Origin of the sequence: Paraburkholderia youngii (assembly GCF_013366925.1) — a bacterium.
GTDB classification, from domain to species: domain Bacteria; phylum Pseudomonadota; class Gammaproteobacteria; order Burkholderiales; family Burkholderiaceae; genus Paraburkholderia; species Paraburkholderia youngii.
In genome coordinates this window covers 5,499,475-5,512,979 of the sequence record NZ_JAALDK010000001.1, presented here as the reverse complement: position 1 = coordinate 5,512,979, position 13,505 = coordinate 5,499,475, and the positions used below count along the sequence as shown (strand labels likewise).

Here is a 13,505-nt window from a genome sequence, read left to right as displayed (position 1 = left end):
GAAGTGCCGTGAAAGCGCCGGAAAAGCACCCGGAAAACGCCGCCGAAGCGTGCCTCGAAGGCATCTCGAAAGCACGCCGGGTGAGCCTTTCGAGTGTAGCACCAGCGGCCGCGAGACTCGCGCGAGCAGGGCAGCCCGCGCGTGGTTTCAGCCGCGTTCCTCGAACTCCGGCGCGTCGCTTCTGATCCACGCGACGAGCCGCTCGATCACGCCCGCGATATCGCGATTCGCACCCCGCAAAGCGCATTCCCACACGACCGCGACGCGCCAGCCGCTCGCGAGCAGCGCGGCGCGCACCTTGTCGTCGTTGCTGCGATTGCGGCCGATCTTGTCACGCCAGAAGTCGGGCCGCGTCTGCGGCCATTTGAACAGATGACAGTCGTGGCCATGCCAGAAGCAGCCATGCACGAGCACCACCGCGCGATAGCGCGGCAGCACGATGTCGGGGCGGCCGGGCAGATCGCGCGCGTCGAGCCTGAAGCGCAGGCCCTGCCGATGCAGCAGGCTGCGGATCAGGACCTCCGGCCTGGTGTTGCGGCCGCGAATGCCGGACATCATCCGGCTGCGCGTCGCGCTATCGACGATATCGACCATCGTCAGTGGGCCAACGGGTCGCGCGGCCGCTCACGCGTAGAGCGGCAGGGAGTGTTTCGACGCATCGCGGGTCGGGTGGGCGAGCAGGGTTTGCACATGCGGCAGCATGATACGCGCCACTTCGCGCATCACCGGCATCACGACGCTGTTGCCGAACTGCCGGTAGGCCTGCGTATCGCTGACCGGAATCCTGAAGGTGTCGGGAAAGCCCATCAGCCGCGCGCATTCGCGTGGCGTCAGACGACGCGGGCGCAGCGCCTCGCCTTGATAGACGAGTATTTCGGAGCCGTCCTTGTGATAGCGCGCGGACAGGGTGCGCGTCACGCTGTCCGGATAGGCCATGCCGAAACCGAAGCCGTTGCCCGCCGCGCGATGCTTGGCCGCGTAGTTCTGCAGATACGCCCACAGCTTCGGGGTGAGCGTGTACTTCGGCTGCACACGGCGCGCGGCGTGATCGAAGAAACGGTCGTGGTCCCACGGCAGCACGGGTTCGGTACCGTCCGTGCGATGCAGGATCGCGCCGAGCCGCGGACCCTCGTCGGGCAGCCGCAGGTCGTCCCACGTGAACGCGGTCTTGCCGCGAAAGCCGACGATGATGATGCGCTCGCGATGCTGCGGCGTGAAATGCTGGCCATCGATCACGCGGTAGTGCACCTCGTAGCCGAGCTCGTCGCGCAGCGTTTGCAGGATCACGTCGAAGGTGCGGCCCTTGTCGTGCGACAGCAGGTTTTTCACGTTTTCGAGCAGGAACGCGGCGGGGCGCTTCGCGGCGATGATCCGCGCGACGTCGAAAAACAGCGTGCCCTGGGTCGTGCATTCGAAACCGTGCGGCCGCCCCAGCGCGTTTTTCTTGCTGACGCCGGCGATAGAAAACGGCTGGCACGGAAAGCCGCCGAGAAGCACGTCGTGGCTCGGCACGTCCTCGGCGGGAAATGTGACGATGTCGCCGATCAGCGCGTGCGCGCCGCCGCTCGCGGCGTTGCCGCCGTAGTTCTGACCATAGTTCTCGCGATAAGTCCGCGTCGAGAATTCGTTCCACTCGCTGGTGAACACGCATTCGCCGCCGTGCGCCTCGAAGCCCATGCGAATGCCGCCGATGCCCGCGAACAGATCGATGAAGCTAAAACGCGCCGCGTCGCCCGCCTGTTGCGCCTCACGCGCGCGTTGCCGCAGCAGATCGCGCAACGCGGGTTCGAGCATCGCGGGACAAGGCGTTTCACCTTTTTCCCAGCGACGCACCGTCTTGATGTCCTTGCCGACATGGGCTGCGATTTCGCGTTGGGTGAAACGGGCGCGCGCCTGCTTGAGCAGGTCGAACGGGGCGACGAGGGTCACGTGGCGTCCTGGCTGGGAATTTTTGCGGACATTATGACCTAAGGTCGTCCCCTTTCCCTATTTTTAGCGCCGATTGATCAGGATTTTTTCGCGATATGTCGCGCCGCTGCGTTTGTCCGCGGCGGGTGCGGAAGCGGTGAGGCGGCGTGCGGCTTGGCGAGTTCAGGCCGACTTCGCTTTCTTCGCCCGCTCAGCCGGTTCGAATCGCGAGGTCGGCGCGGGCGCGAAGCGTTCCCATTCGGGCAGCGGCGTCGAGGCGAGCCGATCGAGTTGCAGCAGCAGGCTGTCGACTTTGTCCAATTGGGCGGGAGAAAGCTGGCCGCTGTCGACCAGCGCGGTCAGCCGTTTGCGCCAATAGGTGGCTGGCAGGATCGGACCGCCGAAATCGCCGCGCAGCGATACGTGCATCACGCGCGCGATGTGCGCGATGTCGTGGTCGATTAATGCGGCTTGCGATGATCCCGAAACCGTAGTGTCCGTATGGTCCATGACTCCTCCCTGAACGGATTTACGGCCGTGCGCGGCGAGACTTTAGGCCATATTTGATAAAAAGTTTGCCGATCGCGCATCGGCGTTCGTCGATGGCGCCGCGCGCGGAACGGCCCCGGGAACAGCCCTTGCTGAATCCCACATACCGGCGGAATACCGCGCCGGCATCTCTGTCGACTACGCATATGGGAGCCGAACATGAACAAGGATCAAGTGAAGGGCGTTGGCGAGCAGGTCAAGGGCAAGGTCAACGAGGCCGTCGGCAAGGCCACGAAGGACCCCGCGAAGGAACTCAAGGGCGACATGCAGCAGGGCGCCGGCAAGGTGCAGAAGGCCTATGGCGATGCGAAGGAAGACGCCAAGGACGATGCAAAGCGCGGTCATCACTAAACCCGTTCGGTGTAGGTTGCCGTAACGGCGAGGCGTCGCGACGGTCGCGGCGCCTTTGTTTTTTGTGCAGCGCAGAGCGGGGCGCGCCAGTCCGGTTTCACTGTCTGGGTCGCGGCTGACGCTGGCGCGCCAGCCGGCCTGGGAGTAACCCGTGATCGCGATGATCGGCATTCCGCACGCGCCGCCAGCCCTTTAGACTTGGCGCAAATCCCACGTGGAGGTCGCGCCAATGACACCCGAAAAGATACTTTCGATGTTCGAACGGCAGTACCTGGAAGGCAAGGCGCCGCCCGATCTCGAAGCGACCTGTGCGAGCTTCGCGACGTGGCTTGCGGGCGCGTGGGAACTGCTCGACGGCACCGAGAAGACGCTGCTGCTGACGGTCGGAGCGACGCTGTGGCGAGAGGGCTTCAACCTGCGCGCGGGCACGGCGACGAAGGACTTGTGGTGATCCGCCGATTGCGAACGGCGCTGTTGCCACGGCGTTTGTAAGGTCTTCGAGCGGCCTCCGCACGCGTTCTGGCGAGTCGGTTTATATTGGGCGGTCCTGCAATTTCTGTCCCTATGGCGACCCGAACCCATGACCGATTTATCCGCTTTCGCGATCACGAAAAAATGGCCGGCCGAGCATCCGGACCGGATTCAGCTCTATTCGCTGCCGACGCCCAATGGCGTAAAAATCTCGATCATGCTCGAGGAAACCGGCTTGCCTTACGAGCCGCATCTGGTGCGCTTCGATACCAACGATCAGATGACGCCGGCGTTTCTGTCGCTGAACCCGAACAACAAGATTCCCGCGATCCTCGATCCGCACGGCCCCGACGGCAAACCGCTGCCGCTGTTCGAATCGGGCGCGATCCTGATCTATCTGGCCGACAAAAGCGGCCAGCTGATCCCAAAGGACGCCGCCGGGCGCTACGAGACGATCCAGTGGGTGATGTTCCAGATGGGCGGCATCGGTCCGATGTTCGGCCAGGTCGGCTTCTTCCACAAATTCGCCGGCAAGGAGTACGAGGATAAGCGTCCGCGCGATCGCTACATCGCCGAATCGAAGCGGCTGCTCGGCGTGCTGGAGCAGCGCCTCGAAGGACGTGCCTGGGTGATGGGCGATCGGTATTCGATCGCCGATATCGCGATCTTCCCGTGGGTGCGCAATCTGGTCGGCTTTTATGAGGCCGGAGAGCTGGTCGGCATTCAGGACTTCCCGAACGTGCGGCGCGTGCTGGCTGCGTTCGTCGAGCGTCCGGCGGTGGCGCGCGGCCTGAATATTCCGCAGCGGCCGGCCTGATCGCCTGAGTGGCCTCGACGGTTTTTCGTGTCCTTGAAAATATTGCCGCTGACCGCGTATAACCTTTTTAGGTGAGTAAAGTTCTTACCGGCTTTTCGGGCGACCTTCGCGCGGCAGCGCCGTGATGCGATCGGACAAAAGGTGAAGCAATGAGCGCCGTTACATTGTTCGCATGGTCCGTTCCGGCGTATTTCCAGGGTTCCGTGGTCGATCACACCTGGGTCACGACTTACGACAGCCGCGTGAAGATATACCCGGCGCTGGCGGACGTCCTGCTCGCTGGCGAGCACTATTGGTACAGCTGGGGCGGCTTCCACGCCCGAGGTGGGACGCCCGTCAGTGCGGATGGTTTTCTGGCTTCCGGCGCGGCAAATCTGCTTTATGCTAGTTGCTTATGTAAGCCCGATGTGGACCCGAACATCGATCCGGCCGCCTGTGGAACGATCTTCAGCTATGGTCGCGATGGTGTATGCCATCAGCTGTCGAATCAGATTCTTTGGGCGACCGGCGGCGCTGGAGCGGCTCCGGCTACGGTTCGCACGTCCAGGGGCTACTGGTTGAGCAACGCGGTCTTCGGAACGTACGGCAAGCAGCATGCTGCATGGACGAGCAAAAAGATTCAGTGCTCGACACCAAGCGGGAGTAACGCCATGAAGCCAGCACATCAGGAATCCGATGTCGACGATTTTCAGGAGCATCTTCAGGCGACCTTGAAGGGTCCCGACGCGCAAGCGAAGATCAAGTCGTTGATGAATCATCGCCGCGCATTTATGGTGCGAGTCGAGCGTTTGCAATACGCCCCGCAGGGCAGCGATGCTCCGTCGGCCTCGGAGCTCAATCAGGCCTATTCCTCTTTTCTCCACGACGCTGCCGAGATTCTGGGCGCCGAGGACTTCGAGCGAGTATTCGGTGAACGCCCACAGGATCAAATGAACGTCGTCGATCCTTCGATATACGAGCAAAGTCTCCGTCGGCCGATGCAAAAATAACGGAGCCGTTGGACTGGCGTCGCCTCAGACGCGTTTCGCGATCACCGTCGTCGAACTCGCAATGTCGAGATTCTTTTTTGCGCTTAGCTGTTTCACGAACGATCGATCCAGCAGCGTCGGCGGGCCCTGCAGAATTTCTTCGACCGTGAGCGCCTTGAATTCTTTCAGGGCATCTTCGTCGAGACCTTCCGCCCACTCGCTCATGATCCAGTAAATCGACCAGATGGCCGTTGTCGATTCCGGCACGTATACGCGTTCGGCTTTGATCCCGGAGCCGAAGAGATTGAGAATCCCCTCGGCAGTCATGTTGTAGTAGTGATGCGGGTAGCCGTGAGTGGGTTGGGTGAGCGGAACCACTACCACAAGGTCGCCTCCCGGCTTCAACACGCGAAGAATTTCTTTGGCGGCGGTGAATGGATCCTTCACATGTTCGAGCACATTCAACGACAGAAGGCCATCGAACGATGCATCTTTGAATGGCAGAACTTCGCCGACACCTCGCACATCGGTGGAAGGATAGTTGGTGATGTCAAAATTGATCACGTTTTCGTAGATCGCGGGGCGGCTGCCTGCCCCACAATCCAGAATGATCCCCGACGGATGGCGCTCGATCATATTCAGCGCATCCTGATCGTACAGATTGCTTCCAGCCAGTTCCGAGTCGTAGATGTCGAACTGGGAGCGCAGCTCGGGCGACAAGAAATCGAAAAACTTCCCGTCGTCGCTATAGGGCATATCGGTGCGAAGGACCGACTCGATTCTTTTTCTGCGTGCCTGCCTGGATTGAGCGGCCACCCGTGCATCTTGCCTGCGATGACTTTCGGAGACTCCGAATACTTCGAAATGCGATCTTCCCGATCGTAATGCGCCGAGCCTGACCGCCTCAGCGACGTCCGGATTTGCTGCGAGATAGGCCTGCTCGCAAAAATTCAACGCAGTGACGCATTCAAGCGCTTGATCCATGTCGGTCCTCGGAAACGTTTCGAAGTCGGCTCGCAGATTATAGCGATCTGAGGTTTTCGGGCAGTGCTGGTTTGGCGATGTTGTCGAACGGCGCGCGAATGAATGTTATCGATTGTGTCGGTGCTGTCGCCCGGTCTCCCGCTTTGTGCTACGTATACCCGCTTCAGATCAATTGGAAGGCGCGATGCGCGTTGACGGAGTTATAGATAGATGGTGATTGACTTCAAAGTCGGAGCACATCGGCGCTGCACGCTCTACACGCGGCGGGAATATCGCGGCAACCCCTTGAGCGACGAGGCGCGCACTGGCCGGCAGCTCATTACCTCGGCCGCATCGTCGGAATTCGCACGCGACAGCCGCCAGCTAAGTCGGCTTCTCCAATTCATGCGCGACGCGCGCCTCGGCGCAGCCGCCAGCGGCGCTGCTCCAGAACAACTCGTGCGAGTCCTGCAAGCCGCCGTGGAGCGCGGCGATGTGATTGCAGTCGCGTCTAAGTCACGTGCCTCGAGCAGAAGAGGAGCGTCGATCGATCAGGAGATACGGCCGTATTACGAGACCGTCACGCCGTCGCAGCTGTTTCGGCGCGCGCTACCCGTTGTGCGTGCCAGGAATGCATTCCAACGGCCCGTACTTCCGCGACTGGCCGCTGACGATGATCTCGCCATCTGGTTCGCTCGCCCCGGTGACGTGCTGCCGGATGGAACCATCGCTACGCCGGTATCAACGCCGCTTGGCGATGCGCAGGCGTTCGACTACCAGTCCGAGATGCCGGGCGGCGCAGCAGATGAAGTTGCCGGGATGCCGTTCAAAGGCGCGCCGGGGACATGGATTTCCAGCATGCCGGGGACGATGCCACAGTTGCGTCAGTTCGGGCCGAATGGCACGCCGCTGACGGACTTTGACCTTGAAGCGCACCACGGCAATCCAAATCCACACGCGCACAATTGGGACGGCTACATCCGCGACGAGGGCGCGCCGGTCTCCTTGCTCCCGTGGTAAATCGATATGACAGAGGAAATATTGAAGGCTTGGGGCTATTTCCACGACTGGTTTCTGGACAGCGTGGTCATTGGCCCGAATACCGAGCCCCGGACGCTGACGCTTGGTCTGTACCTCGCCAATAGGCGCGCGGTGGTCACGTTCAACGGCGTGACTTGTGTTTCAGTTGAACATCTTGGCTTGCTGAATATCGTCTACGGCATTCACATCGTAGCTCCGGACGACGCTAAGCACGCGCGGGCTAGTGCCGTACTGGAAGCCGGCGAGCGACTTACCGACAAGAAGGCCGCACTGCTGGTCTTCGTTTATTCCACTCTCGGTGCCGAACTCGCGATTGAGTGTGACTCGCTTCGGGTCCATGAGACCGACGACGGAATACGTGGTCCTCGGCTCCCGTGATCGCTAAACGGAAGCGGGACCGCCCGGCTAAAGCGATGCGGGCGGTACGCCCGGACGAGCTTCCTGAACAGCTGTCCGGCGACGGCAACGAGGACGAACTACCAGAAGAACCGAGCGAGACGATGGAGAATCACATTCGCGGCGACTCGTCAGTGCAGATGGGGCCCATGTTGTAATACTTTTACGGGCAACGCCGGGAAGCTATCTGGTCCCCCTGACAGGAATCGAACCTGTATCTAGCGCTTAGGAGGCACTTGTTCTATCCATTGAACTACAGGGAGAGGACCGGGCCGGACAGATCGGCGAGGACTCGGTGAGTCCAGACTGACCGGCGAGCGCAGAGTATATCAAACCTGCGCGGGCAAAAGGAGAGCAAGCCAGCAACCGCCCGCGCGCCCCAAAAACCCCGGAAAAACAAACGGCCACGCAGACATCGCCTGCGGGGCCGTGCAAACCACCTGACCATCCGGCGAAGCGCACGCAACCGCGCCCATCGCCCGACGTCATTCCAACTTTAAAACTCGACTACCGCGAACTCCGCCTTGCCCACGTCGCACAGCGGGCAGCGCCAGTCTTCAGGGATGTCGGCGAAGCGCGTGCCCGGCGCGATGCCTTCTTCGGGCAGGCCGTCTTCCTCGTTGTAGATCCAGCCGCAAATCAGGCAGACCCAGCTCTTGTATTCCGTCACTTCGATTACTTCGCTCACGACACTCTCTCTCGTTCAATGCAATGGCCGGCTTGCTCTGCCCCTTTATGGGGCGGCGCGGCGACCCGCAATATTACCGGAATCGGTCAATCCAGCCGCAGACGACCGGTGCGGCGCCGTCGCAACGCATCCACGACGTGCCCGGGCTCGCGGCGACCAGCCTCGTCACACAAAGCGTGTACGCCTGGCTCTGCAAGCTATCTGATTCGACAGACGTGGCGCCCGCCTGGCATGGATTGCGACTATTGGTCTCAGACCGGGCCGCTGGCGGTATCGCGTGGACGAGTTTCGCTTCTAAAGGAGAAACCGATGTTTAAAAACAGACGGTTGGTCGGCATCGTGGCGGCAGGACTGCTCGGCGTGTCGGGCGTGGCGCAGGCGGAGGGCGTGACCTTCGTGCAACCGGCGGACGGCGCGACCGTCACCAATCCGGTCCACGTCGTGTTCGGCCTCGACGGCATGAAGATCGCCCCCGCGGGCACGATGACGGAGGGCACCGGGCATCATCATCTGCTGGTCGACGGCAAGCCGCTGCCGAAGGGCGAGGTCATCGCCGCGACCGACAAGTCGCTGCACTTCGGCAAAGGCCAGACCGAAACAGATCTGACGCTGCCGCCGGGCGACCATACGCTGACGCTGCAATTCGGCGACGGCGCGCATCGCTCCTATGGGCCGCAGATGAGCAAGACGATCACGGTGCACGTCAAGTAAGCCGTTGTTCGAAGGCCGGACCGGCGCACGCGTGTCGCCGGCCCGCACCGATTGCGTTGCACGCCGCCTTGCACGCCGCCTTGCACGCATCTCCCGCCCGTCATCCCTGCGACCGGCCCCGCGCCCGGTACAATGAGCAGTTCCGACTCATCGCTGTCTTCTCCCATTCCCATGTCGCTTTACACCATTACCGGAGCCCAGCTCGCGTTCGGTCACGTCGCGCTGCTCGACCATGCGGATTTCTCGCTCGAAGCGGGCGAGCGCGTCGGGCTGATCGGGCGCAACGGCGCGGGCAAGTCGTCGCTGTTGAAGATCGTCGCCGATCTGGCCAAACCCGACGACGGCCTCGTCTCGCGTCAACAGCATCTAAGCACGGTCTACGTGCCGCAGGAGCCCGAGTTCGACGCCGACGACACCGTGTTCGACGCGGTCGCCGCCGGTCTCACCGAGGCGCGTGCGCTGCTCGACGAATACGACGCGGTCGCGCACCAGCTCGCCGACACGCCCGAAGGCGCCGAACACGACGCGCTGCTCGCGCGCATGAACACGCTGCAATCGTCGCTGGACGCCGCGGACGCCTGGAACTGGAGCACCCGCGTCGCGACCACGCTGCAGCAGATCGGCCTGAACGGCGAGGCGCGCGTCGGCTCCCTGTCGGGCGGCATGCAGAAGCGCGCGGCGCTCGCGCGCGCGCTCGTCGTGCAGCCCGACGTGCTGCTGCTCGACGAGCCGACCAACCATCTCGACTTCGACGGCATTCGCTGGCTCGAAGATCTGCTGGTGTCGCTGCGGGCGGGGCTGCTGTTCATCACGCACGATCGCGCGTTTCTCGACCGCGTCGCGACACGCATCGTCGAACTCGATCGCGGGCGGCTGCTGTCGTATCCGGGCAATTTCTCCGCATATCAGACGCGCAAGGCGCAGCAGCTCGAAGTCGAGCGTATCGAAAACGAGAAGTTCGACAAGCTGCTCGCGCAGGAAGAAGTGTGGATTCGCAAGGGCGTCGAGGCACGCCGCACGCGCAGCGTCGGCCGCATCGCGCGTCTCGTGCAGATGCGCAACGAGCGCGCCGAACGCCGCAACGTGCAAGGCAACGTGAAGCTCGACGTCGGTCAGGGCGAGAAGTCCGGCAAGATCGTCGCGGAACTGACGGACGTGACGAAGCGCTACGGCGAGCGCACGGTGGTGGACCGCTTCACGGCCACGGTAATGCGCGGCGACAAGATCGGCTTCGTCGGGCCGAACGGCGCGGGCAAGACCACGCTGCTGAAGCTGATCCTCGGCGAACTCGCGCCGGATGAAGGCAATGTGCGCGTCGGCACCAATCTGCAGGTCGCCTATTTCGATCAGATGCGCGCGGCGCTCGATCTGGAAAAGAGTCTCGCGGACACGATCAGCCCCGGCAGCGAGTGGGTCGAAATCAACGGCCAGAAGAAGCACGTGATGAGCTACCTCGGCGACTTCCTGTTCGCGCCGGAGCGCGCGCGTTCGCCGGTCAAGTCGCTGTCGGGCGGCGAGCGCAACCGGCTGTTGCTTGCGCGTTTGTTCGCGCGTCCGGCCAACGTGCTGGTGCTCGACGAACCGACCAACGACCTCGACATTCCGACGCTCGAACTGCTCGAAGAACTGTTGATCGATTACGACGGCACGGTGCTGCTCGTCAGCCACGACCGCGCGTTTCTCGATAACGTGGTGACGTCGGTGATCGCATCGGAAGGCGGCGGCAAGTGGCGCGAATACGTCGGCGGCTTCACGGACTGGCAGACGCAGCGCGATCGCTCGGAGCAACTCGCGCTAGAAGCACAGAAGGAATCGGGCAAGGAAGCCCCGAAAGAAGCGGCGCCGAAGGAAAGCGCCACGGGCCGCAATGCGCAGCGCAGCGCGAAGTTGTCGTTCAAGGAACAGCGCGAACTGGAGGCGCTGCCGAAAATGATTGCCGACCTCGAAGCCGAACAGAAGGCGATCGGCGCGCAGCTCGAAGACGGCTCGGTGTTCGCGAAGGATGCACGCGAAGGCGCGCGTCTGACCGAGCGCTATGCCGAGATCGACGAAGAGCTGATGCTCGCGCTCGAGCGTTGGGACGAGCTGGAAAACCGCGTCAAGTGACGCAACGTGGTTCGCGCGCCGCATGGCGCGCTTCCTCACGCATGAGCTGATGCAGCCTGCGCGGGCGGCACGAAAACAACAGCGAACGCCGCCGCGCATGCATTGAAGGTTATGCGGGCGCACGCCCGTGCAGTCCGCCGATACCCGCGGCTAGCCATTGCGCCGTCGTCCCGCGAGACGTCCATCCTCCGGCGCGTGTCCCCCAGCGCCCGCCGCGCCTTATCCAGTCGGCCAATTCAGCGCGACGTCAATTGCCGCCGTGATCGAAATCAGTACAATACCCCGCGAACAGGCTTCCCCGGCGGGCTGAGCGTCGTTGCCCGGCCTTCGAGCGCGCCAGCGGAGGCCGCGCAACAAAACAGCTTGCCCGCACTGCGGGCACCCCGCCTAACCCTGTTGTTTCGTTTCGCTTTTTTTGAAAACTCAACGCATTGTCCACGGCCCTGTCCACAGGACCTGTGGACAACGATGAACCGACGCACCGAGTCAATCATGTCTACGAAAAAGCCAAACGCCGCGTATAGCGAAGCGTCGATCAAGGTGTTGAAGGGTCTTGAGCCGGTCAAGCAACGACCCGGCATGTACACCCGCACCGAGAATCCGCTGCACATCATCCAGGAAGTCATCGACAACGCATCGGACGAAGCCCTCGGCGGCTACGGCCGGCAAATCACGGTCACGCTGCACGCGGACCATTCGGTCTCGGTCGACGACGACGGCCGCGGCATTCCGTTCGGCCTGCACCCCGACGAGGGCGTACCGGTCGTCGAAATCGTTTTCACGCGCCTGCATGCGGGCGGCAAATTCGACAAGGCCGCCGGCGGCGCTTATACGTTCTCGGGCGGTTTGCACGGCGTCGGCGTGTCGGTCACGAACGCGCTGTCCACGCGGCTCGACGTCACCGTGTGGCGCGACGGCAAGGTGGCCGAACTGAGCTTCGCGCACGGCGACGTCGCGAAGCCGCTCCAGGTGCGCGCCGCCACCAAGGCCGACAAGAAATCCGGCACGCGCGTGACCGCGTGGGCCGATCCGAAGTACTTCGATTCGCCGAACCTGCCGCTCGGCGAGTTGCAGCGTCTGTTGCGCTCGAAGGCGGTGCTGCTGCCGGGCGTCGAAGTCACGCTCGTCAACGAAAAGACCGGCGAGCAGCAAAGCTGGAAATACGAAGACGGCCTGCGCGGGTATCTGCTCGAAGGCATGAACGGCAGCGATCTGCTGATCCCGCTGTTCGAGGGCGAGCGCTACGCGGAAAGCTCGCGTTCGAGCGAAGAGACGTTCGCCGAGGGCGAGGGCGCGGCGTGGGTCGTCGCGTGGAGCGAGGAAGGGCCGCTCACGCGCGAGTCGTACGTGAACCTGATCCCGACACCCGCGGGCGGCACGCATGAGTCGGGTTTGCGCGACGGTCTCTATCAGGCGGTCAAGAGCTTCGTCGAGCTGCACAACCTGCAACCGAAGGGGGTGAAGCTGCTCGCCGAAGACGTGTTCGCGCGGGTGTCGTTCGTGCTGTCGGCGAAGGTGCTCGATCCGCAGTTTCAAGGGCAGATCAAGGAGCGCCTGAATAGCCGCGACGCGGTCAAGCTGGTGTCGTCGTTCGCGCGGCCGGCGCTCGAGCTGTGGTTGAACCAGCACGTCGAGCACGGCAAGAAACTCGCGGACCTCGTGATCAAGCAGGCCCAGGCGCGCACGCGCGCGGGCCAGAAGGTCGAGAAGCGCAAGAGCTCGGGGGTCGCGGTGCTGCCCGGCAAGCTGACCGATTGCGAATCGACGGAAATCGGACGCAACGAGCTGTTCCTCGTCGAGGGTGACTCGGCGGGCGGCTCCGCGAAGATGGGCCGCGACAAGGAGTATCAGGCCATTCTGCCGCTGCGCGGCAAGGTGCTGAATACGTGGGAAACCGAGCGCGATCGCCTGTTCGCGAACAACGAGGTGCACGACATTTCGGTGGCGATCGGCGTCGATCCGCATAATCCGGACGACAAGGTCGATCTGTCGAATCTGCGCTACGGCAAGATCTGCATTCTGTCGGATGCCGACGTCGACGGCTCGCACATCCAGGTGCTGCTGCTCACGCTGTTCTTCAAGCATTTCCCGCAGCTGATCGAGCGCGGCCATGTGTGCGTCGCGCGGCCGCCGCTGTTTCGCGTCGATGCACCCGCGCGCGGCAAGAAGCCCGCGCAGAAGCTCTATGCGCTCGACGAAGGCGAACTCGAGGCGATTCTCGACAAGCTGCGCAAGGACGGTGTGCGTGACAACCAGTGGTCGATCAGCCGCTTCAAGGGGCTCGGCGAAATGAGTGCCGAGCAGCTGTGGGACACGACGATGAATCCCGACACGCGCCGCCTGCAACCGGTTGCGCTCGGTGAACTCGACTACGACGCGACCGTCGCGCGCATGACGATGCTGATGGGCAAGGGCGAAGCGGCGTCGCGCCGCAGCTGGCTCGAAGAGAAGGGCAACGAAGTGGAAGCGGACATCTGAGCGCCTTGCGCCTCGATGCGGCATACGACACTTCAAGCCAAACACGGACACGGAATCT

14 protein-coding genes and 1 tRNA gene are annotated in these 13,505 nt (G+C 62.8%); 9 read left to right on the top strand and 6 right to left on the bottom strand.

Annotated features, from left to right (window positions below):
* Positions 1 to 147 precede the first annotated feature (147 nt).
* The 3 genes from G5S42_RS25170 to G5S42_RS25160 form a co-directional block, all read right to left on the bottom strand.
* Positions 148 to 594: a very short patch repair endonuclease gene (locus tag G5S42_RS25170; RefSeq protein WP_176109234.1), complete on the bottom strand. Its 447-nt coding sequence runs from the start codon at positions 592 to 594 to the stop codon at positions 148 to 150.
* A 30-nt stretch (positions 595 to 624) separates the two neighbouring features.
* A complete protein-coding gene (gene dcm / locus G5S42_RS25165) occupies positions 625 to 1,929 on the bottom strand; it encodes a DNA (cytosine-5-)-methyltransferase (protein ID WP_176109233.1) in 1,305 nt (434 codons plus the stop codon).
* A gap of 162 nt (positions 1,930 to 2,091) precedes the next feature.
* A complete protein-coding gene (locus G5S42_RS25160; RefSeq protein WP_176109232.1) occupies positions 2,092 to 2,418 on the bottom strand; it encodes a hypothetical protein in 327 nt (108 codons plus the stop codon).
* A gap of 198 nt (positions 2,419 to 2,616) precedes the next feature.
* On the opposite strand from G5S42_RS25160, the gene G5S42_RS25155 reads away from it, so the two are divergent.
* The 4 genes from G5S42_RS25155 (at position 2,617) to G5S42_RS25140 (ending at position 5,085) form a co-directional block, all read left to right on the top strand.
* Complete coding sequence (locus tag G5S42_RS25155; protein WP_176109231.1) at positions 2,617 to 2,808, top strand: CsbD family protein; 192 nt, start codon at positions 2,617 to 2,619, stop codon at positions 2,806 to 2,808.
* A gap of 229 nt (positions 2,809 to 3,037) precedes the next feature.
* On the top strand, positions 3,038 to 3,259 hold the full coding sequence (locus tag G5S42_RS25150) for a hypothetical protein (protein WP_176109230.1): 222 nt from the start codon (positions 3,038 to 3,040) through the stop codon (positions 3,257 to 3,259).
* A 129-nt stretch (positions 3,260 to 3,388) separates the two neighbouring features.
* Positions 3,389 to 4,096 (top strand): glutathione binding-like protein, encoded by a 708-nt coding sequence (locus G5S42_RS25145; RefSeq protein WP_176109229.1) that lies wholly within the window; start codon positions 3,389 to 3,391, stop codon positions 4,094 to 4,096.
* A 149-nt stretch (positions 4,097 to 4,245) separates the two neighbouring features.
* Positions 4,246 to 5,085 carry a hypothetical protein gene (locus G5S42_RS25140; protein ID WP_176109228.1) on the top strand — a complete coding sequence of 280 codons (840 nt, stop codon included), beginning with the start codon at positions 4,246 to 4,248 and terminating at the stop codon, positions 5,083 to 5,085.
* Positions 5,086 to 5,109: 24 nt separating this feature from the next.
* Here G5S42_RS25140 and G5S42_RS25135 read toward each other — a convergent pair whose 3' ends face one another.
* Complete coding sequence (locus G5S42_RS25135; protein WP_176109227.1) at positions 5,110 to 6,048, bottom strand: class I SAM-dependent methyltransferase; 939 nt, start codon at positions 6,046 to 6,048, stop codon at positions 5,110 to 5,112.
* 210 nt (positions 6,049 to 6,258) lie between these two features.
* Between G5S42_RS25135 and G5S42_RS25130 the strand changes: the two genes are divergently transcribed.
* Both G5S42_RS25130 and G5S42_RS25125 read left to right on the top strand, forming a co-directional pair.
* Positions 6,259 to 7,047: a hypothetical protein gene (locus G5S42_RS25130; protein WP_176109226.1), complete on the top strand. Its 789-nt coding sequence runs from the start codon at positions 6,259 to 6,261 to the stop codon at positions 7,045 to 7,047.
* Between the two features lie 6 nt (positions 7,048 to 7,053).
* Positions 7,054 to 7,446 carry a hypothetical protein gene (locus tag G5S42_RS25125; protein WP_246392072.1) on the top strand — a complete coding sequence of 131 codons (393 nt, stop codon included), beginning with the start codon at positions 7,054 to 7,056 and terminating at the stop codon, positions 7,444 to 7,446.
* A gap of 206 nt (positions 7,447 to 7,652) precedes the next feature.
* Here G5S42_RS25125 and G5S42_RS25120 read toward each other — a convergent pair.
* Positions 7,653 to 7,727: transfer RNA gene (locus G5S42_RS25120), tRNA-Arg, on the bottom strand.
* Between the two features lie 233 nt (positions 7,728 to 7,960).
* Positions 7,961 to 8,152, bottom strand: coding sequence for a rubredoxin (locus tag G5S42_RS25115; protein WP_013088815.1), 192 nt, complete (start codon positions 8,150 to 8,152; stop codon positions 7,961 to 7,963).
* Positions 8,153 to 8,461: 309 nt separating this feature from the next.
* Between G5S42_RS25115 and G5S42_RS25110 the strand changes: the two genes are divergently transcribed.
* The 3 genes from G5S42_RS25110 to G5S42_RS25100 all read left to right on the top strand — a co-directional run bounded on the left by G5S42_RS25110 (position 8,462) and on the right by G5S42_RS25100 (position 13,447).
* A complete protein-coding gene (locus G5S42_RS25110; RefSeq protein WP_176109225.1) occupies positions 8,462 to 8,863 on the top strand; it encodes a DUF4399 domain-containing protein in 402 nt (133 codons plus the stop codon).
* A 171-nt stretch (positions 8,864 to 9,034) separates the two neighbouring features.
* Complete coding sequence (locus tag G5S42_RS25105; RefSeq protein ID WP_176110627.1) at positions 9,035 to 10,969, top strand: ATP-binding cassette domain-containing protein; 1,935 nt, start codon at positions 9,035 to 9,037, stop codon at positions 10,967 to 10,969.
* Positions 10,970 to 11,461: 492 nt separating this feature from the next.
* Positions 11,462 to 13,447: a DNA topoisomerase IV subunit B gene (locus G5S42_RS25100; RefSeq protein WP_018431606.1), complete on the top strand. Its 1,986-nt coding sequence runs from the start codon at positions 11,462 to 11,464 to the stop codon at positions 13,445 to 13,447.
* Positions 13,448 to 13,505: the final 58 nt, after the last annotated feature.